At 59.6% G+C, this 18,422-nt stretch carries 16 protein-coding genes and 1 pseudogene; 12 read left to right on the forward strand and 5 right to left on the reverse strand.

All coding sequences use genetic code 11. The features are described 5' to 3' along the window. Window positions 1-70 precede the first annotated feature (70 nt). Window positions 71-526: an NfeD family protein gene (locus QEZ49_RS09980; protein WP_280386485.1), complete on the forward strand. Its 456-nt coding sequence runs from the start codon at window positions 71-73 to the stop codon at window positions 524-526. Continuing rightward, a complete protein-coding gene (locus tag QEZ49_RS09985; protein WP_280386487.1) occupies window positions 513-932 on the forward strand; it encodes an NfeD family protein in 420 nt (139 codons plus the stop codon). Before QEZ49_RS09980 ends, QEZ49_RS09985 begins: the two co-directional genes overlap by 14 nt. Before the next feature lie 46 nt (window positions 933-978). Here QEZ49_RS09985 and QEZ49_RS09990 read toward each other — a convergent pair whose 3' ends face one another. Then, complete coding sequence (locus tag QEZ49_RS09990) at window positions 979-1,578, reverse strand: NAD(P)H-dependent oxidoreductase (protein WP_280386489.1); 600 nt, start codon at window positions 1,576-1,578, stop codon at window positions 979-981. A gap of 136 nt (window positions 1,579-1,714) precedes the next feature. Continuing rightward, a complete protein-coding gene (locus QEZ49_RS09995) occupies window positions 1,715-2,740 on the reverse strand; it encodes a KpsF/GutQ family sugar-phosphate isomerase (protein WP_280386491.1) in 1,026 nt (341 codons plus the stop codon). A 185-nt stretch (window positions 2,741-2,925) separates the two neighbouring features. On the opposite strand from QEZ49_RS09995, the gene QEZ49_RS10000 reads away from it, so the two are divergent. Continuing rightward, window positions 2,926-4,716 (forward strand): outer membrane beta-barrel protein, encoded by a 1,791-nt coding sequence (locus QEZ49_RS10000; protein WP_280386492.1) that lies wholly within the window; start codon window positions 2,926-2,928, stop codon window positions 4,714-4,716. Window positions 4,717-4,777: 61 nt separating this feature from the next. On the opposite strand, the gene galU is transcribed toward QEZ49_RS10000, so the two are convergent. Beyond that, window positions 4,778-5,659 (reverse strand): UTP--glucose-1-phosphate uridylyltransferase GalU, encoded by an 882-nt coding sequence (gene galU, locus QEZ49_RS10005; RefSeq protein ID WP_280386494.1) that lies wholly within the window; start codon window positions 5,657-5,659, stop codon window positions 4,778-4,780. A gap of 223 nt (window positions 5,660-5,882) precedes the next feature. On the opposite strand from galU, the pseudogene galE reads away from it, so the two are divergent. Together galE and QEZ49_RS10015 are read left to right on the forward strand one after the other, a co-directional pair. Continuing rightward, window positions 5,883-6,774 (forward strand): annotated as a pseudogene (gene galE, locus QEZ49_RS10010) (UDP-glucose 4-epimerase GalE); the annotation flags it as partial. 327 nt (window positions 6,775-7,101) lie between these two features. After that, complete coding sequence (locus tag QEZ49_RS10015) at window positions 7,102-8,370, forward strand: lytic murein transglycosylase (protein ID WP_280386496.1); 1,269 nt, start codon at window positions 7,102-7,104, stop codon at window positions 8,368-8,370. 972 nt (window positions 8,371-9,342) lie between these two features. Here QEZ49_RS10015 and QEZ49_RS10020 read toward each other — a convergent pair. Beyond that, entirely contained in the window at window positions 9,343-10,548 is a 1,206-nt protein-coding gene (locus QEZ49_RS10020) for a glycosyltransferase family 4 protein (protein WP_280386498.1), read from the reverse strand. 65 nt (window positions 10,549-10,613) lie between these two features. On the opposite strand from QEZ49_RS10020, the gene QEZ49_RS10025 reads away from it, so the two are divergent. The 7 genes from QEZ49_RS10025 (at window position 10,614) to QEZ49_RS10055 (ending at window position 16,703) form a co-directional block, all read left to right on the forward strand. Beyond that, complete coding sequence (locus QEZ49_RS10025) at window positions 10,614-11,399, forward strand: alpha/beta hydrolase (protein WP_280386500.1); 786 nt, start codon at window positions 10,614-10,616, stop codon at window positions 11,397-11,399. Window positions 11,400-12,029: 630 nt separating this feature from the next. Next, window positions 12,030-12,611, forward strand: a complete 582-nt coding sequence (locus QEZ49_RS10030) for an HPF/RaiA family ribosome-associated protein (protein WP_173953276.1) — start codon at window positions 12,030-12,032, stop codon at window positions 12,609-12,611. A gap of 73 nt (window positions 12,612-12,684) precedes the next feature. Further along, complete coding sequence (locus QEZ49_RS10035) at window positions 12,685-14,073, forward strand: YiiX/YebB-like N1pC/P60 family cysteine hydrolase (protein ID WP_280386502.1); 1,389 nt, start codon at window positions 12,685-12,687, stop codon at window positions 14,071-14,073. Between the two features lie 102 nt (window positions 14,074-14,175). Next, window positions 14,176-14,751, forward strand: coding sequence for a hypothetical protein (locus QEZ49_RS10040; RefSeq protein ID WP_280386504.1), 576 nt, complete (start codon window positions 14,176-14,178; stop codon window positions 14,749-14,751). Between the two features lie 396 nt (window positions 14,752-15,147). Then, window positions 15,148-15,582 (forward strand): DUF4279 domain-containing protein, encoded by a 435-nt coding sequence (locus QEZ49_RS10045; RefSeq protein ID WP_280386506.1) that lies wholly within the window; start codon window positions 15,148-15,150, stop codon window positions 15,580-15,582. 471 nt (window positions 15,583-16,053) lie between these two features. Continuing rightward, a complete protein-coding gene (locus QEZ49_RS10050; RefSeq protein ID WP_280386507.1) occupies window positions 16,054-16,221 on the forward strand; it encodes a hypothetical protein in 168 nt (55 codons plus the stop codon). Window positions 16,222-16,262: 41 nt separating this feature from the next. After that, the gene (locus QEZ49_RS10055) at window positions 16,263-16,703 is read left to right on the forward strand and encodes a hypothetical protein (protein ID WP_280386509.1); all 441 of its coding nucleotides are present in this window, start codon (window positions 16,263-16,265) and stop codon (window positions 16,701-16,703) included. 86 nt (window positions 16,704-16,789) lie between these two features. Here QEZ49_RS10055 and QEZ49_RS10060 read toward each other — a convergent pair whose 3' ends face one another. Next, a complete protein-coding gene (locus tag QEZ49_RS10060) occupies window positions 16,790-18,403 on the reverse strand; it encodes a hypothetical protein (RefSeq protein ID WP_280386511.1) in 1,614 nt (537 codons plus the stop codon). Window positions 18,404-18,422: the final 19 nt, after the last annotated feature.

Below are 18,422 nucleotides of genomic sequence, written 5' to 3' on the forward strand. Positions count from 1 at the left end.
CGCAACACAACCATGATGATGGTGTGTGGCGGTCCTGCTAAGCTCAGCCAATAGCGGTGGGAGAGTCCTGATGGGGTTGACCGAGTTTTTCTCAAGCCTTGGCGCGTGGAACTGGTTCATCCTTGCGGTGGCGCTGTTCGTGCTGGAAGCAATTGTACCTGGCGTGCACTTCGTATGGTTCGGCGCTGCAGCGGCTGTTGTGGGGCTTTTCGGCCTGACATTCGACATCGCGTGGGAGTGGCAACTTATTGCCTTCGCCGTGCTGTCCTGCGCTTCAGTGTTCGTTGCCCGTCGCTACGCCGCGCCGGATATGTCGGCCAGCGATGAGCCGGATCTTAACTCCCGTGCCGGACAGTATCTGGGCCGTGTGGTGACCGTCGAAGAGGCCATCACCGGGGGGCGCGGAAAAGTGCGCGTCGGTGACACCGTCTGGAACGCGCAGGGTTCCGATGCGCCACAGGGCGCGATGGTCAGAGTTACGGGAGCAGTCGGAACAGTGCTCGTGGTCGAACATGCGGTCAATTAAACGGGACGCACGTCAGCCGGGCATGTTCGTATGGCTGCTGGCTCTTGTTAGCCTAGTGCTGCCCGTTGCCGGAGTCGCGTTGACGCTCTACGGGCTTTACCTCGTGCTGGAGAAAGGTGCGGAGGGCTGGTTGTGGGCGCTGGCCGGTGTGGGGCTGCTGATCGTCGACACAATCATTGACCGCAAATGGGCATTCTGGAATCGCCGTGAACCGGCTCTCAACCGTCGCGCCGATCTTTTGATCGGACAGGTCGTGACGGTGTCGGCAGCTATTCCCGCTGATGGGCGCGGGCGGGTTGAAGCCGGCGATGGCGAATGGGCTGCCGATGGCGTTGAGGCCGAAGTCGGCGAACAGCTCCGGGTCAGTGGATCGAAAAATTCGGTGCTTACAGTCGAGCGCTTGTAATCAGCTCTCCGCGCAACAAACGCTGCACGAACGCTCTACCTTCCGCCTACGCAACGCCTTTGCCACCGATTGTGAGATGCTTGCGAATAGCCTCGAGCTGGTCGGTGATCGCGGCTTTGTCCGGCGTGTCGAGCGCGTAAAAATCAAAGCGGATGTTTGATTGCAGGTTCGGCAGCAGCGTTGGCAGCGACGTGGCAAAGAACGTGCGCGTGGCATCACCGCAGGCGTCCGTCTCCTCTTCGTTGCGGCCGTGGGTGACGATGACAATCATTTCGCGGATGTGCGTCAGCAGCGGCGAGATCTGATCGCCCGCGATGCGATACGCGATGCCCGGCCTCCACACCCGCTCGAAATATCCCTTCAGCAGCGCCGGCATGTCGTACATCCACACCGGCAGAATGAAGATGACGCGCTCGGCTTGGCTCAGATGCTCGGCCAGATCGGTGAGATCGGTAGGGATCTCATCGCGGAAGAAGTTTGCGTATTCAGCTGGTGAGATGACTGGATTGAAGTACGTCTGATTGAGATCGTCGCTCAGTACATCGCGCCCCTGAGCCTGCAGCGTCTGCGTCACCATTCGCGCCACTTGCCCGCACAGGCTTTGTTCCGAAGGGTGACAGGTGACGAGGAGATCGGCGGACGGCATCAGGCGTATTTTCCGACAGTATCTTGAGGGCATACGCAGGCCGCCGCTTCCGGAGCGCAATTAGTCTCTGGCAACGGGATGGCGCGGACGACAGCCAAGCGCTTTTAAAGCTGCAGGCAGCAGGATAACCGGCTGCTTATGCAACGCCAGCCCGCAGCAGGTCGTGGACGTGAATGATGCCCACCGGCTTGCCGCGTTCCACCACGAACAGCGCCGTGATGCGCGAAGCGTTGATCTGTTCCAGTGCGGCCGAGGCAAGCATGCCCGGCTTCACCGTTTTCGGTGACCGGGTCATGATGTCGACCGTACGGCGCAGAATGAGATTTTCGCCCATGTGACGCCGCAAGTCGCCGTCGGTGACGATGCCGACCAGCTTGCCCTTCGCGTCGACGATGCCAAGGCAGCCGAGGCTCTTCTGCGTCATGGTGACGAGCGCATCGCTCATCTGATCGGTGTCGCGCGCGATCGGCATGCGGTCGCCCGTGTGCATCACATCAGCGACGTACTTCAGGCTTGCGCCCAGCGAGCCACCCGGATGGAACGCCTTGAATTCCTGCGGCGTGAAACCGCGCGCTTCCAGCAGGGCGATGGCTAGGCAATCGCCGAGCGCAAGCTGCATGGTCGTGGATGTTGTTGGCGCCAATCCGTGCGGACAGGCTTCCTTGGCGCGCGGCAGTTCCAGAACGACGTCGGAATGCTTACCGAGCGCCGACTCGCTGCGCGACGTAATTGCAACCAGCGGCACGTTATATCGGCGCGAGTAGGTGATCAGCGGTTTGAGTTCGACCGTTTCGCCTGACCATGAAAGCGCGAGCAATACGTCGTCGGTGGTCACCATGCCGAGGTCGCCATGGGAGGCTTCGGTCGGGTGCACAAAGAAAGCGGGCCGGCCTGTTGAAGCGAACGTGGCGGCGATCTTCTGGCCGACATGCCCGCTCTTGCCGATGCCGGTGACGACCACACGGCCCTTGGCCGCACGCATCACCCGCACCGCTTCAGCGAACGCGCGCGCCATCTCACCCGTCAGAGCTTCGCGCAGGAGATTGAGGCCGTCGCACTCCAGATCCAGGGTGCGCAATGCGGACGCAACGGGAAGCCTGCCGAGTTTCTTGTCGCCCTCAACGCTTTTCAAATTACGCAAAGGCCCGTCGGTCGCTGTCATCGCCCTATGCCCCCGATGGCTAAGTGTTAACAACTTCTTACAATTTTCAGGCCGTGTCCAGCTCATGCAACACGTCTTGCACGATCTTTGGAGCCGTCCCGGCCGTCAATCTAAACAGACCGTTAACCGACGCTCTTTAGCGTTCCAATGGTCTTGTACAGCGTTCACGTGGTGGAATTTGTCACATGGGAGCGTCTGTGTCCGGCATCCGCATGATCGTGGGGCTTCTGTTCGGCTGCGCCGTTATTGTCGGCGCGGCGCGAATTTTCGCGCCTGCTCCGGCGGTGGCCCAGATCCTTGATCCGCCACAGCGCGCTGCTGAGCCGCGACGGCCTCTGCTGCGCCCCACGCTTCCAGATGATTCGGTCTTCGAGCAGGAAGATCAAAACGCGTTCGATGATGGCCGCTTCGGCATCGATCAGCCCGCGCCCCGCCGACCGCTGCTGCGTCCGGGCACGGATGATGAGGGCGAGGGCATCGAACTGGGCACCGGCGTAGATAGCGGACAAGAGCAAACCGCACAGCAAGGTGCTGAGGGCAATGCGTTGCCGGGCATGCTGCCGGCTGATGCGAACGCCGAGGATGGCCGCGGGCGCCTGACCATCGCGGGTGACGGCGATCCCGTCTCATTGGCAGAACCGCAGGCGCCAATGGATGGTGTCATCGATCTGTCCGAGCCGGAAGCGCCGATGGAAGGCGAAGAGGATATAACGGCTGCGGATATGCGGTCGCCGGACGATGTGCGGGCGTTCGCGATGGAACCGGCGGGGTACGATCCGCTATTGCTGCAGGCCGATGAGATCAATCTCATCATGGGGCGCAGCAACTTTCAGGGCTTTGTGCTGGATCCATTCCCGCAGCTCGGCACACGCATTGGCAGCTTCACGCTCTATTCGAATGTGGATGCCTATTACGATTACAACAGCAACCTGTTCGCTTCACCGGTTGCGCTGGGTGACAGCTCGCTTGTGTTGCGTCCGGCTGGGCGGCTGGTATCAAACTGGGCACGCCATGCGGTGGAACTGCGCGGTAGCGCCGATTTCAGCTTCCATGATCGCTACCCATCGGAGAACGATAAAGCATATCTGGTAGAGGGGCTTGGCCGTCTCGACATAACCAGCCGCACCAACCTGCAAGGTTTGATCGCGCATCAGGAAGCGCAGGAAAGTCGCTCCGCCATCAACGCGATCTCGGTGGGATCGCGGCCGAACATCAATGTCGATCGCTATCGCGCCGCATTCAATCACCGTTTCAATCGGCTGTCGGTGCAGGCGCGGGGTTCGATCATCGATACCTCGTATAGCGATGATGTCATTTTCGGCTTTTTGCAAAGCAACGCCGATCGCAATTACACGCTGTATGAGCAGGCATTCCGCCCGCAATGGGAGTTCTCTCCCTATCTGTTCCTGTTCTCAGACATCGCGATCAATCAGCGCGACTACAACGTCGCCACTTACTCCGATGGCATCAATCGTTCATCGCAGGGCGAGCGTTACCGCGTCGGCGTATCATTTGGAAACGTGAGCGAAATCCTGCGCGGCAGTATCAGCCTGGGCTACGGCCGTCAGCAGATCAACAACCATGAACTGCCTGTGGTCGATGGACTGCTGATCGATGCCGACCTTGCATGGCAGGTGACGCCGCTGACGACGCTGCAATTCGTGGCGACAAGTGAAGTTGCGGAAACGACGACCGCTGGTTCGCCTGGCGTTATGGAACGCACTTATGGTCTGGAAGCGCGGCACTCTTTCACGCAAAACCTTGTCGGCATTGCAGGCGTGGGCTTCATGACGCGTGATTTCATTGGTGTTGGACAAACGGAAGAGCAGTTCAGCGGAGCGGTGGGCGCCGACTATTATCTCAACCGTTGGGCGGTTCTGTTCGCACGCTATGAATACACAGACTTCCAGTCTTCATGGCCAGCAGGCAGTTACACGGCCAACGAAATACAGGCTGGTGTACGTCTGCGACACTGATTGAGCGCCGCAGACGTTGTGTGGTGGCGCAGGCGATGGCGCACGTAGTGGCGCAGCAGCGTCAAGCCAGCTTCGCCAACCCGGCTTTGAGCGCATTGGCAAGCTCAGGGCGCTCAAGTCCGTAGGCGATATTCGCCAGCAGGAAGCCTAGCTTGGTGCCAGTGTCATAGATTGTGCCGTCGAAGCGTACGGCATGGAACGGTTTACCGGCTTGCAACATGGCCAGCATGGCATCGGTGAGCTGGATTTCTCCGCCAGCGCCGCGCTCCTGCGTTGCCAGAATATCGAACACTTCGGGCTGCAGAATGTAGCGTCCGGTGATGTGCAGGTTGGACGGGGCGGTTCCCTGCTTTGGCTTCTCAACCATCTTGGCGATGCGCGAAACTTTCTCGCTGGCATCGTCAACGCCGACGATACCGTACTGATGCGTTTCGCTTTCAGGCACCGGCGATACAGCGATGAGATTGCCGCCGTGATTGTTATAAGCGTCCATCATTTCGGCCAGACAGCCATCGCCGCCGTGGTGCAGCATATCCGGCAGCAGCAGCGCAAACGGTTCGTCGCCGATGACTTCGCGCGCGCACCAAACAGCGTGGCCCAATCCTAACGGCGCCTGTTGGCGCGTGAAGCTGGTGCAACCCGGCCCAGGCAGATCGCTGGCGAGTTCTTCCAGCTCTTTGATTTTGCCACGCTGATTGAGCGTCGCTTCGAGTTCGGGTGCGTGGTCGAAGTGGTCTTCGATGGTTGCTTTGTTGCGTCCGGTGACGAATACGAAATGCTCAATGCCGGCCGCGCGCGCTTCATCCACGACGTGCTGAATGACGGGGCGGTCGACGACGGTCAGCATTTCCTTCGGAATGGTCTTGGTCGCAGGCAGAAAGCGCGTGCCTAGCCCCGCAACCGGAAACACGGCCTTGCGGATGCGTTTGGACGTCACGGACATTGGAAACTCCCGGAAGCAAGTCGCTTGCGTTTAAGGGGTTCTTGGGGTGTTGCGGAGTAGTCGGGCGAAGCTGAGCATGAACTGGCTCAGTTCTTGAAAGAGATGCGATATATCCTTGGGGACGATCTGCGGTGCGCGGTCGCTTGAATCAAGGCATAGTTAACGCCCCGTATTGGTGCGGATTTCGGCGATCGACGACAGCGTCGGGAAGGTGTGAACCAAGATGACCATCCTCGTTACCGGCGGTGCCGGATATATCGGCAGCCATATGGTTCTTGAGCTGCTGGACAGCGGCGAAAATGTGGTCGTCCTCGATAATCTTTCGACCGGCTTCCGGTGGGCTGTGCCGGAGCTTGCCACCCTTGTTGTGGGCGACATCGGCGATCAGGAACTGGTCCGCAGCATCGTGCGCAAGCATGGCGTGAAGGCGATCATTCACTTTGCCGGTTCGATCGTTGTGCCAGAGTCGGTCGTGGATCCGCTGGGCTATTATCATAACAACACGGTCAAGTCGCGCGCCCTGATGGAAGTGGCGGTTGAGCTCGGCATCGAACACTTCATCTTCTCCTCGACGGCGGCGGTGTACGGCAACCCGCAGGAAATTCCTGTGCGGGAGGACGCGCCGCTGGCTCCGGTTTCGCCCTACGGGTCGTCCAAGCTGATGACCGAAATCATGCTGGCGGATACGGCGAGAGCCCATAATTTCCGGTATGTTGCTTTGCGTTATTTCAACGTGGCGGGGGCCGATCCGAAGGGACGCACCGGCCAGTCCACACCTAACGCAACACACCTGATTAAGGTTGCCTCGGAAGTGGCGCTGGGCAGGCGGCCATACATCGAAGTGTTTGGCACCGATTACGAAACTGCGGACGGCACCTGCGTGCGCGACTACATCCACGTCACCGATCTGGTGCGCGCGCATATGGCTGCGCTGCGGCATCTGCGCGATGGCGGTGCCTCGGAAATCTTCAATTGCGGCTACTCGAAGGGCTTCTCGGTTCTTGAAGTGGTCGACGCTGTAAAGCGTGTGGTCTGGTTCGGACTTTGAGGTGCGTCTGTCGCCGCGCCGGGCCGGTGATCCGGCAGCGATTGTAGCGGCATCGGACAAGATCCGCGTGCGGCTGGTGATGGCGCCCTGAATACGACGATCTCTGATAACGATCACACGCAATGCGCTGGCTTGGGAAACCCATCTGAAGCAGTTCAAGAACGCAAGTTAAGCGGCCCGCGCGACAGCAAAGTTAGCGTCTGTTAATGGCGGTTAACGCCCGTTTATCTTGAGGGTCTGAAAAATGCGCCTATTTATGGCGCATATGGTTTCGTCACGGCTTATCCCCGTTCCAATGATCGGGCCGCAATCGGTCAGGTCGATGTTTGGAACCGGCCCGTTCCGCAACTGCCTCGCCGCTCCAGTTCAAACTCACCAGAAGGATCGATCGACGATGAGCATCCTCCGAAATGGCATGCGCGAAGTCATCTCGCACGCCGTTGCAATGGCCGCTGTCGCCATGCTGCTGACCGCTGGGGTATCCGCTCCGGCAGCGGCTGAGACCTGGGATGAGTTTGTCAACGGACTTTGGCCTGAAGCTGAGGCGCAGGGTGTCTCGCGCAAGACGTTCGACGATGCCTTCCGTGGATTGAAACCAGACCTGTCGCTGCCCGATCTCATCATTCCGGGCAAGAAGCGGGACGACAGTGCTGGCCAGGCCGAGTTCACCAAGTCGGCGTTTGAATATCTGAACCTGAAGTATCTTTCCTCGCTCTCGGAGAAGGGGCGCAAGTTCCTCAAGGACCACGAGAAGGAAATCATCGAGATCGAACGCCGGACAGGCGTTGATCGCTACATCATGGTGGCGATCTGGGGCCGCGAAACGGCATATGGCCGCCACAAGCTTCCGCACGATGCCATCCGTGTGCTGGCAACGCAGGCTTACACGGGGCGCCGCAAGGATCAGTTCCGCGCTGAAATTCTCGCTGCACTGAAGATGCTGCAAGAAGGCGTGCCGCGCGCCAAGATGCGCGCTTCGTGGGCCGGCGCCGTTGGCCAGACGCAGTTCATGCCGACGGAATATTTCCAGCATCTTGAAGACGGCGATGGCGACGGCAAGGTCGACATTTTCGATTCTGTTCCCGACGCGCTTGCATCGGCTGCGCGCCAGCTTGCCAACAAGGGTTGGGTGCGCGGTTTGCGTTGGGGCTATGAGATCGATCTGCCGGCAAACGGCGACTGCTCGCTTGAAGGCCCGCCCGGCGAGCGCACCATCGGCGAATGGCGCAAGCTGGGTTTGAAGCGGCACGGCAAGACACCGTTCAAGCCCGCTGAAGACAGCATCAGCGCCTATCTGATGATGCCATCGGGCTCGTTCGGTCCGGGCTTCCTGGCGACGGAAAACTTCAGGGTCATCCGCCTCTACAATACGTCCGATCTTTACGCGCTGTTCGTTGGCGATCTTGCAGATCGGATTGCAGGCGGTGGCGGCTTCCATGTGCCTGCCGCCAAGGTTGCGCAGCCGCGCACGGCGCAGGTCAGCGAGATCCAGGCGCGGCTTGCCGAGCTTGGCTATGGCATCGACATCGTGGACGGCAAGATCGGTTCCAACACGCGGCGGCAGGTTGGCACGTATCAGAAGGCGAGCGGTCTGAAGATCACCTGCTGGCCGACCGAGGATGTACTGAAGAGCCTGCGCGCCAATCCAGCCAGCAACCCGTAATACGTTTTTCGCACCGGCGTTCCGCTTCGCGGAGCTGGCCGCCGGTGCATGATGACATCGCATCAGCAGCGGCCCGTGCGCAGGAACATTGCAGATCCTGCGCGCTTCACCGTTGCGGCGATCCCGCCCCCTCGCCGGCAAGGCGATACGGGACGCGACTGCTCACGCTAGATAACCGCGGGGCATGTCGCTGCTGGTCGCCTAACTAAACTTCCTCCCGGCGTAGGCCGGGATCTACGCAAATCTTTGCCATGATGCGGCTGGAAAGAGGCTCTTCCGGCGCCGCGCATGCTATTTCAGCTGATCGAGCGTTGAAGCTGGCGTGGATTTCGACTGTTGTCGGGATGACGGGGGAAAGCGTCGAACGACTGCACTTCAAGCGTGAGATTATCTGAGGCTACCCAAGCGATGCGGGGATGACGCCATGGGGTTTGAGCTTTTTTCTTTACGTACGGACCCCAGGCAATATGGCTTGCGTGGTTTCTGTGCGTCATATTGATTTGCGTACGGATCAACCTTCGGTACGGAAATAAATTTCATTGGAAAAAGCTTGCAGGCCTTTTTCTATTTTCGGTCGCATTCATTTGGCTGCTCTCGACACTTCTGCATGAGTATGCGCACTGGCGCGTCACTGTTTATGACGAGTATGGCTCTCAGTACCTTTCAAATGACGGTAGCACCGAGCCTCGCCTGTACGACAGATTTTTGAAGATCGCGATCAACGATACTGGCAATGCATTGCAGCCGATAGGGGCAATTCTAAACTCGTTGGTATTCATTGCGATTGGGCAGCTAATCGCGTTCCCGGTTGTATCAATTCGCAATCGCATTATCGCGCGGCGTCGAGTGCCACCTGCTTAATGGGACGGGTCGCGGCGTAGCCGATTAGCCCGGCGCTGCCGAAGTGCAATCACGCGTTCGGCGGCCGGCTCCCCGGAGGGGAGTCACCGAGCGCCAAAAAGAAAGAACCGATCAGCGCGGTGCTGCGGTGGTGCTTGCTGCCATCTGAGTTTTGAGCAGGCTATCGTAGACTTCCAGCGTCTGCTGTTTCATCTGCTCCAGTGAGTACGACGAGAGCACGTGCTGGCGCGCGCGTGCGCCCATCTGCGTGCGTTCTTGCGCCGACATCGAAAGCGCTTCGCCGATGGCCTTGGCCAGCGCGGCTTCGTCGCCCGGCGGAACCAGCCATCCGGTGGCGCGATCGGCGGGGCAGCCGGGACGTCCGCGCACGGTTTCGGGCGGGGCGCCGATTTCGGTTGCGATCACCGGAGTCGCCATCACCTGCGCCTCAGTGGCGGTGCGTCCGAATGCTTCGGGCTCGATGGACGCCACAACGGAGACATGGGACGCGCACAGCGCGGCGGGCATGTCGCCCTCGTGGCCGACGAGACGCACGCGATCCTTAAGGCCCGCGTCATTGATCTGCTGCTGCAAGGCATCCCGATAGGCGCTGCGGTTCTGTGCATCGCCCGCCAGAATGAACACGACATCATCGATCGTATTGCCACGGGCAAGCAGCTCCGCCGCGCCGATGACGACCTTCTGTCCCTTCCATGCGGTGAGACGTGCTGCATGCAACACGACGCGCTGGCCCGGTTCGACACCCCAGCGGCGGCGTACAGCGGCGACTCGTTCGGGCTCGACGGCTTCAGGGTTGAAGTGCGCGCCATCGACGCCGCGATAGATCACCCGCAGTTTGGCGCCGGGGGTGCCATAGCGCATGCGGATGAGGTCGCTGGTGTAATGGGAATTAGCGATGACGATGTCGCCGCGCGCCATGACGCTGTTGTAGAGGCTCTTTAAGGATGACTTTTCAGAATAGGCGCCATGGTAGGTGGTGACGTACGGAACGCCCGTGCGGCGGGCGGCCAGCAAGGCGCTCCAGGCGGGGGCGCGGCTACGTGCGTGGATGAGATCGACGCCATCCTGGCGCACAATGCCGGCGATGAGATGGGCGTTCCAGATGATGTGCAGAGGGTTCTTGGTGGCCGCGGCAAAAAACCGTACATCGGCGCCGGTATCGCGCAGCCGTTGCACCATGCGGCCGCCTTCGGTCAGAACGATGCACCGCCCGCCTGCGGACTGGACGGCATCGGCAATCTCTATGGTAGAGAGTTCCGCGCCGCCGGTATCAAGCTCCGGTATGATCTGAAGTACGGTCGGGCGCTTCTCGGCCACAAGCTAGTCCTCCGCCATCGAAAGGGTTGTTTAGATTGAGTGAGAGCCAACCGCAATTCCTCCAATTGGGTCGAGGTGAAACTGTTTCGGAGCGGCGCATCGCCTATCGGGCTGATCCGCCGGCTGCGGGCGATGGCGAGGGCATCAGCCTGTTCTGGCTGTCGGGCTACAAGTCTGACATGGGCAGCACGAAGGCGACCGAACTGGCGGCCTTTGCGGCGGCCAACGGCTATGGCTGCACGCGCTTTGATTATTCGGGCCATGGCATTTCCAGCGGCGAATTTGAGAATGGCACGATCGGGTCTTGGCTGGAAGAAGCGCTGAAGGTGTTCCGCACCGTTACCAGCGGGCGCCAGATCGTGGTCGGTTCCAGCATGGGCGGCTACATCGCGCTGCTGATGCTGCGGCGGCTGCTGGCGATTGCGCCGGAGCAGGCTGCGCGCATCGCGGGCGTTGTGCTGATCGCGCCGGCCTGGGACATGACCGAAGAGCTGATGTGGAAACAGTTCGATCAGAAGGCGCGCCGCGATCTGGAAGAGACAGGCGTGTTTTTGCTGCCGTCGGAGTACGGCGAGCCCTATGCGATATCCCGCGCACTGATTGAAGAGGGGCGCAGTCATCTGATGGGGCGCCGGCCGTTCGATCCGGGGCGTCCGGTTGTCATTCTGCAGGGGCGCTTTGATACGTCGGTTCCGATCAGCCATTCGCGCGCACTGGTGAGTGTGCTGGAAGGCGGCTGGGCGGAGTTTGTAGAGATTCCAGACGGCGATCATCGGTTGTCGCGGCCGCAGGATATATCGCTTCTTTTTACCAAAATCGACGAGATGATCGCGCGGGCAAACTTCAAGTAGCGGGACAGAAAAAAGAGGGATCGACAGAAGCTTCGGTCCGTGGAAAGCTGGTGTTCGAGTGATGGAATGCGAGCACCGCCATGACGAATGCGGGCCTTGGCGCCCTCAGAGTCGCTTGTGAATTTTCTCTCATCCCGCAGTGATTGCCACTGTCGGAGCCGAAGTCGAGTTCGGCCTGATCGTCAAAAGCACGCGGTGGAACCCGGCAGATTTTGCAGCGGGCCACCGCGGCGCCCACCACGCTTCCAAATACAATTCGCGCCATAACCCGCGATCGGTGAACCAGCGCGCTCAGCTTGCGTTGCAGCGCACGGGAAGTCGCGCGTGCGCTTATCGTCAGTCGTTGCAGATGTCGTCGCCGCAAGCACGCGCGGTGACGTTGTCGTCGTATTCGGTCAATCCCAAACACTAGGAGGACAATTGCATCGCAATGCGATGCTGCGCATTGCGTGAACCAAAAAATCGAACTGTGTTTGCAGCAGAGGAGTTCAACGTGCGCACGACAATTAAAATTGCCGCCAATGTTGGAGGATTTGCGCGACATCAATGATCACACCGTCGCCTTAGAGCGACCATGGATTTGCGCTGAATTTTACGATTGTCACGATCACAGAAAACAGGAGAGCGCCTATGGAGAGAGCCCTGCAAATCGTCTTCAAGAACGTGGAGAGCTCAGCTTCCCTGGAGAATATGATCCGCATGCGAGCGGACCGTTTGAAGAAGTTCCACCCCAACATCATTGGCGCGCGCGTGGTGGTGAGCGTGCCGCACCGCGCATCGGAAGCCGGCAAGCTTCCGCTTGGCATTGCGGTTGAGGTGGAGGTGCCAGGCCATAACACGGTTGTGGCCAAGGGCGAGCAGGAGCGCGCCGACGCCAAGGGCGAAAATACGGCGGTGGTGAACCGCGTGTTCGAGGCGATCGAGCGGCAGCTCGGCCAGATCATGGCGACGCGCAAGGGGGCCGTGAAGCAGCACGCTTCGGCTGGAGATACCGGCATTGTGGTGCGGATGTTCCCGGATGAGGACTATGGCTTCATCGAGGTTAAAGGCTCGCCGGACCTATATTTTTCCCGCGATGCCTGCGGTAACGGGGCGTTCGAGGACATAAAGGTCGGGGCGATGGTGCACGTGCTGCGCTCGCCGGCGGAAGGGCCGATGGGTCCGCAGGCCAGTTCGGTGAAGCTGCTGGACGCCGCCCGCAGTCCTTCATGATGTTGCGAACAAGCATCCGTCGTCTTTCTCCGCCATGCTACAGGAGGTGAAGGAATAAAAGGGGGAGGGACGGATGCTGCAGACAACGCCCGGCGGCAGGCTGGCGGAGGATTTGGCGCGGATCGAGGAGATCGCCGCGCGTCCGGCAGGCACCGCGCGGGAACTGGCAGCGAACCTGAACGAGCTCTATGCGGCGACGTATGAGCTTTGTCTCGACCGCTACGAGCTCGACACGCTGCTGCATTCGGCGCCAGAAATAGCGCAGGCCATCTTTGCGATGCGCCTGCGTCTGCGCAGCCAGATTGCCGATTGGCACGCGCGCGGATTTCTGACGCGGCCGGGCGAGCGCGCATTGCGCAACGCGCTTCGCATTGCCCGTTACGTCACCGACATGATGGGCGAGATCAACATCCGCTACGCCCAGCTCGGCCCGAACGAGAAAACGCTGCGCGGCTTCAGCGGCCGCAGCTTTAACACGTTCGTCAATCCGAAGTTTGAGACCGGCGAAGACATCGATTTCCGCACCGGCGATCTGCTGCTCATGCGCGGCATGGCGCACAACAGCGCCGCGATTGCACGCATCGGTGATGTCGACAGCCAGTTCAGCCATCTGGCGATGATCTACACTGACGCCAACGGCAAACACTGGGTGGTGGAAGCGCTGATTGAATCGGGATCGGTGATCAATCCGCTGTCCGAAACGCTGCACCACGGGCTTGGCCGCTGCATTGTGTTCCGCCATCGCGATCCGGAACTGGCGGCGCGTGCGGCGGCGATGATCTATCACACCATCGCCAAGTCACATCAGAAGCGCAACGGCCACATCTGGTACGACTTCTCGATGGAGCTAGAGGGCAACAAGGAGCTATTCTGTTCCAAGCTGGTGCGTGAGGCGTTCCGGCTGGGCAGTGAGAACAGGGTTACACTGCCGACATTCATGACACGCTTCGACATGCGCAACCGCGACTTCGTGGATCGCATCGGTGTGACCGCGCGCGAAACGTTCGCGCCCGCCGACATCGAAATGGAGCCGGATTTCGACGTGGTGGCGGAGTGGCAGGACTATCGCGTCACCTCGCGCCTGCGGTTGCAGGATCTGCTGATGGATCAGCTGTTCCACTGGATGGAAACGCACGACTATCGGTTCGAGGAGGATTTTCCGGTCCGCCTGATCGGCTGGATGGGGCAGATGTCGGGCCAGCTTTCAACGCGCGCCAAGCAACTGATCGCAGATGTGGTGCCGACCGTGCCGCCGAACATGACGCGCTCGGCGATCAAGGCAGTGGCGATGCTGCATCGGACGGCCGAGCCGCTGCTGGATGAATTGCAGGCGCTGGAGCGTCGTCGCATCGACCGCACCGGCCGTCCGCTGCATCCGCGCGAGGTTTATGATTTCCTGGAAACCAAGCGGCAGAATTCGAACGGTGCGATCGGCTATCTGGCAACGGCGCAGTCAAAGTAGGGCTGCGATTGAGGCTGCGTGCGGCGTTTGAAACCGCTCGGAACTGGTCTCGGACGCGAGTGCCCTGCAGAATAGCCACCGCTCGGACTACGGCATGAGGAAATGACTGACAGTGAAATTCAAGGCCGATTGGAAGTAGCAGCACGACTCCGGTTGGAAGGAGATGTGCAAGCTGCCGTCGCAGAATACGAGAATCTCGTCCGGCGCGGCTGCGCATTTGCCACGGTCCAGCTAGGCTTCATGCTGCAGCAGGGCGATGTTGTTGCTAAAGATGAAGCTCGTGCGGAGGAGTTGCTGTGTCGGGCGGCTGAAAGCGGCGATTGGCTCGGGAAATACTTCTATGCGAATTTTCTCGAATCCGTACAGCGCAGCGAAGAAGCTTTTGGCCTGATGAACAGCACTGCCGCGGTAGGCCACTTGCCCGCAATAAATAGATTGGGTCTCTACTATCTAAAGGGCACCGGCTGCGAAGCAGACGAATTGGCAGGCATTCACTATCGAACCTATGCTGCAGACTATGGCCACTTGTTCGCAAAGAAATGGCGAGCCGCAAGGAGAATGAAGGGATTTGAGGGATTGGGGCGGGTGTTGCCCGGGGTCGTTGAGTTTTTAAGCTCCACGGTGATGATATTTTGGCTCACAGTGCGCGCGCCCAATGACCCAAGAGTTGTCGCGTGAACGATATGCTAAGCGAAGAACTTGTCACCTATCTTCACAAATGCGGGCTCTCCGATCGCAAGATCCGGAATGCTACACCCGATACTAGAATGTTTCATGATCTTGGCATTTATGGCGACGTGGCTGAATCCTGCTTGGAGATTTTGCAATTGGAATATGACGTCGACCTGTCGACGTTCTGTTTTGGCAAATATTTCCCGCCAGAATTTTCGGGCAAAAACGTCTTGACTCAATTTATACGATCGCTTCTGCCGTTTAACATTTTCAGAGATAATTGCTACAATTCTATGACATTGAGAGACATCGAAAGCTCAATTCAAAGCAAGGTGTTGGGCTAGGTATTCGTGGTGTCACGGATCAATCGATGCGGTGCAGGTTACGGATGGAGACTGTGTCATGGTGCCGGTTACGCAGGAAGGCCAGAAGCGAATGGCGAGCATGCATGTCACCCTTTACCTGTACGGTCTGGAACTAGATCCTGACGTCATCAAAGCGGCGACGGGATTGCTGCCAGCACGCGCTGGAAAACGTGGTGATATATTGAATTCGCCAACAAGTGATTCAATAGGGGTTCGAAAAATGGGATATTGTACATTCTCATCGGATTGCGCCTCGAACGATTTTACTGCGCATTTCTCTTCTTTGCGGGAGAAAATATCAAATTTTCCAAAGCCAGTGCTTGCGTTGCCCGGCGTCGAAAGTGCCATGCTCGACATCTATGTCGATCAAATATGGGACTCGACTGCTATAGATTTTTCGGTTGAAGAAATTAAATGCCTTGCCGAGATGGGGGTATCAGTTAATTGCACTGCATGCGTAGAAAATGATTAGAGCCGCAAGCGACTCGGGCTGGTCGCCCGGGGTCAGCTGAGTTTTTAACGCCACTCTGATGTTTTTTTTGGCTCATGGTGTGGGCACCTAAAGATTCAAGAATTATCGCCTGATCTGGCGTTGCGTTTTCGAGTTTGAGCGCTCTGCCAGATCGGCGACTATGAATGTAAGTGTAAAATTACGGATTGGGGTCAGCGATCTCTCCATATTTTTAATAGGGGTCAGATGGACAGCTTTGGGTACGGTGCAGCATTCGCGGTAGGGTCCATAGTGGCTATGCTCGTGTGCGGCGTAGCGCGGGCATCCCGGCTGTGGTGGATTGTGCCATACTTATTGCTGGTACCCGCTGGAATGCTCTTTTACGACGCTAAAGGGTGGAGTGGATTGGGCGGAGTTTCGATATTTGCTGTGGTGCTCGTCGCTATGCAATTTCAACGTCACCTGAGAATCTAGCCCATCAAGGCGGTCGGGATGCTGCATCGGACGGCCGAGCCGCTGCTGGATGAATTGCAGGCGCTGGAGCGTCGCCGCATCGACCGTTCTGGACGGCCGCTGCATCCGCGCGAAGTGTATGATTTCCTGGAAACCAAGCGGCAGAACTCTAACGGTGCGATCGGCTATCTCGCGACGCGGCAGTAGTGCTGTGGGAGGCGAAAGCGCGGCGGAAATGGGGAGCTAGATTGAAGTCAACGATGGCGGATGATTTGGGTCAGCTCTTAAAGAAGCTCCGCGAAATGGATGGCCCCATCGGCAGACTCATGGAGATAGGTCGCTCACTAAGCGATGTCGATCTCGCGAAAGAACAAAAGGCAGCTGTCGGGGAGCTGCTGCAGCGCCAGTTCGAAGTTATGGAACTCATTCTTGGGCAGCGGGAAAATCTGCCTACGGAAAAGGACACTCCAATAACCGTAGGTGATGTCGTCGTGCTCAGCGAAGTTCCGCCTGAATTGATTTCTGGGCTGCCAGATGAGGACGTGGCGGCGATTGCGGCCCAGATTGGTTCAAAAATGAAGGTGTCGGGGTTTGACGAGCTCGGAAACGTCGAACTCGAATTTGCGTCCTCCGCAGACACTTTTCATACTATTTTCGTTACGGCGAAAAGCTTGAGGAAGGTCGATTAAGTCAGCGGCGCAGTTTTCCTCCTACGCCATTGTTTTTTTCTTGCATCGCAGACGGCCAAGCTCGTCGCATAAGGAGTGTGTAGCTATTAACGTGTGCGCACCGTAGTGTCCCAGCTGCCGTAGGTGGCGCTGATGGCGGGGAGGCCGGCGTCGAGCGCATTCTCAAGGGCGCGCGATCCGGCGGCTTCGGCGACCTGCTCCGGCACGATCCATGCGCGGTAGCGCGACGCAACGATCGGCGTGGCGCAGGACAGCTGTCCGTTACGTGCCTGGCATGAGGTGTCGGGCTTCACAGAGCGGATCTCGCGACGGTCGTGGCGCAGCATGCCCATGTCCACCGGCTGGATGGTTGTGTTGGCGGAAGGCAGCAGCACGCCGCGGAACACGCATGTCGTGTCGTTGCGGCAGACGCTGGCGTTGCGGCCCAGCGTGTTGCCGGGGCCGAGCGTCTTGTTACGGTTCATCGCCGTGGCGGGCATGGTTGAGCCGTTGCTGACGTAGCAGCTATCGGCGACGCACAGGACGGGATTGGCCGTCATCTTCTCGCCCATGAAGCCATGGCGGCGCGCGTCCATCTCGATCAGCACTGTGACGCGCTGCGGATAGGTGTTCGCAGCGGCGGGGCGTGCGCGCGCAGCGGTGTTTGCTTTGGCACCAGGTTTAGCCGCGGGCACGGAGGCTTTGACCGCAGGCGCATCGATGAAGGGTGAAGCGGGCGGCAATGCATCGGGGATGGGGCCGCCCAGGCTGCTGCGTGCGCCCATGTCCGGCAACGGACGCGTGCCGGGCTGCGCAAGTGGACGAGCGCTGGCTTCGCGAACGGCGCGAGCTTCCTGCGCATCGCGGGCTTCCTGTGCTTCTCGGGCAAGACGGAATTTTTCAGCGATGCGGCGCGCTTCATCCTCGCGTGCAGCTTCCAGCGCTGCGCGTTGCTTGGCGGCGGCGGCATCGGCGGCGCGCTGTTGCTGGGCAAGACGTTCTTCCTGCGCGCGGCGCTCCGCTTCGGCGGCCTGCGCCTTGCGCTTCAGCTCGGCAACGCGCGCTTCCTCATCGCGGCGCTGCTTCTCGGCAGCTTCAGCCTGACGACGGATTTCGGCGATGCGTGCTTCTTCCGCGCGCTTTTTCTGCTCGGCGGCCTTTGCAGCGGCAGCGAGGCGCTTTTCATCGGCAATGCGCTGCTGTTCAACTTCGCGGATCAGCCGTTCGGCTTCGGCGCGGCGGGCGATTTCAGCCTTGCGATCCATTTCAGCGCGTTGACGGCGTGCTTCTTCGGCGATGCGCTGGGCGTTGTCGCGCGCAAGTTTACGCTCGGCCTCGATGCGCTTCTTTTCCGCGCGTTCCTGTTCGGCGAGTTGGCGCTGCTTTTTCTCAGCTTCAGCCTTGCGCAGCATTTCGGCTTCGTCGGCGGCTCGCTGGGCTGCAACACGTGCTTGCTCGGCAGCTGCGGCCTTTTCGCGCCGTGCACGGGCCTGTGCAGCATCGCGCTCGGCGGCAGCCTTCTGTTGGGCGGCGAGGCGTTCGGCTGCGCGCTTTTCCTGCGCGGCAATTTTTGCGCTGTCATCGGCTGCGCGTGCAAACTTCTCGGCCAGCGAGTGTGCGGGATCGTCGGCGGCGGCGAGGTGTGGGAGCGCAATGACGGTTGCTGCGAACGCGATGGCGCATGCTGCGCCGTTGCCGAAGCTTTTCGCCGTTGATCGCATGATGCCCCTCGCCCTGAAC

The organism is Hyphomicrobium sp. D-2 (assembly GCF_029872155.1).
Taxonomy (GTDB): domain Bacteria; phylum Pseudomonadota; class Alphaproteobacteria; order Rhizobiales; family Hyphomicrobiaceae; genus Hyphomicrobium_A.

What these genes read in the sequence shown, in the direction of transcription:
- QEZ49_RS09980 (WP_280386485.1), top strand. Translation starts at nt 71, where the DNA reads ATGGGGTTGACCGAGTTTTTCTCAAGCCTTGGCGCGTGGAACTGGTTC.
- QEZ49_RS09985 (WP_280386487.1), top strand. Translation starts at nt 513, where the DNA reads ATGCGGTCAATTAAACGGGACGCACGTCAGCCGGGCATGTTCGTATGG.
- QEZ49_RS09990 (WP_280386489.1), bottom strand. Translation starts at nt 1,578, where the DNA reads ATGCCGTCCGCCGATCTCCTCGTCACCTGTCACCCTTCGGAACAAAGC.
- QEZ49_RS09995 (WP_280386491.1), bottom strand. Translation starts at nt 2,740, where the DNA reads ATGACAGCGACCGACGGGCCTTTGCGTAATTTGAAAAGCGTTGAGGGC.
- QEZ49_RS10000 (WP_280386492.1), top strand. Translation starts at nt 2,926, where the DNA reads ATGGGAGCGTCTGTGTCCGGCATCCGCATGATCGTGGGGCTTCTGTTC.
- galU (WP_280386494.1), bottom strand. Translation starts at nt 5,659, where the DNA reads ATGTCCGTGACGTCCAAACGCATCCGCAAGGCCGTGTTTCCGGTTGCG.
- QEZ49_RS10015 (WP_280386496.1), top strand. Translation starts at nt 7,102, where the DNA reads ATGAGCATCCTCCGAAATGGCATGCGCGAAGTCATCTCGCACGCCGTT.
- QEZ49_RS10030 (WP_173953276.1), top strand. Translation starts at nt 12,030, where the DNA reads ATGGAGAGAGCCCTGCAAATCGTCTTCAAGAACGTGGAGAGCTCAGCT.
- QEZ49_RS10035 (WP_280386502.1), top strand. Translation starts at nt 12,685, where the DNA reads ATGCTGCAGACAACGCCCGGCGGCAGGCTGGCGGAGGATTTGGCGCGG.
- QEZ49_RS10040 (WP_280386504.1), top strand. Translation starts at nt 14,176, where the DNA reads ATGACTGACAGTGAAATTCAAGGCCGATTGGAAGTAGCAGCACGACTC.
- QEZ49_RS10045 (WP_280386506.1), top strand. Translation starts at nt 15,148, where the DNA reads ATGGTGCCGGTTACGCAGGAAGGCCAGAAGCGAATGGCGAGCATGCAT.
- QEZ49_RS10050 (WP_280386507.1), top strand. Translation starts at nt 16,054, where the DNA reads ATGCTGCATCGGACGGCCGAGCCGCTGCTGGATGAATTGCAGGCGCTG.
- QEZ49_RS10060 (WP_280386511.1), bottom strand. Translation starts at nt 18,403, where the DNA reads ATGCGATCAACGGCGAAAAGCTTCGGCAACGGCGCAGCATGCGCCATC.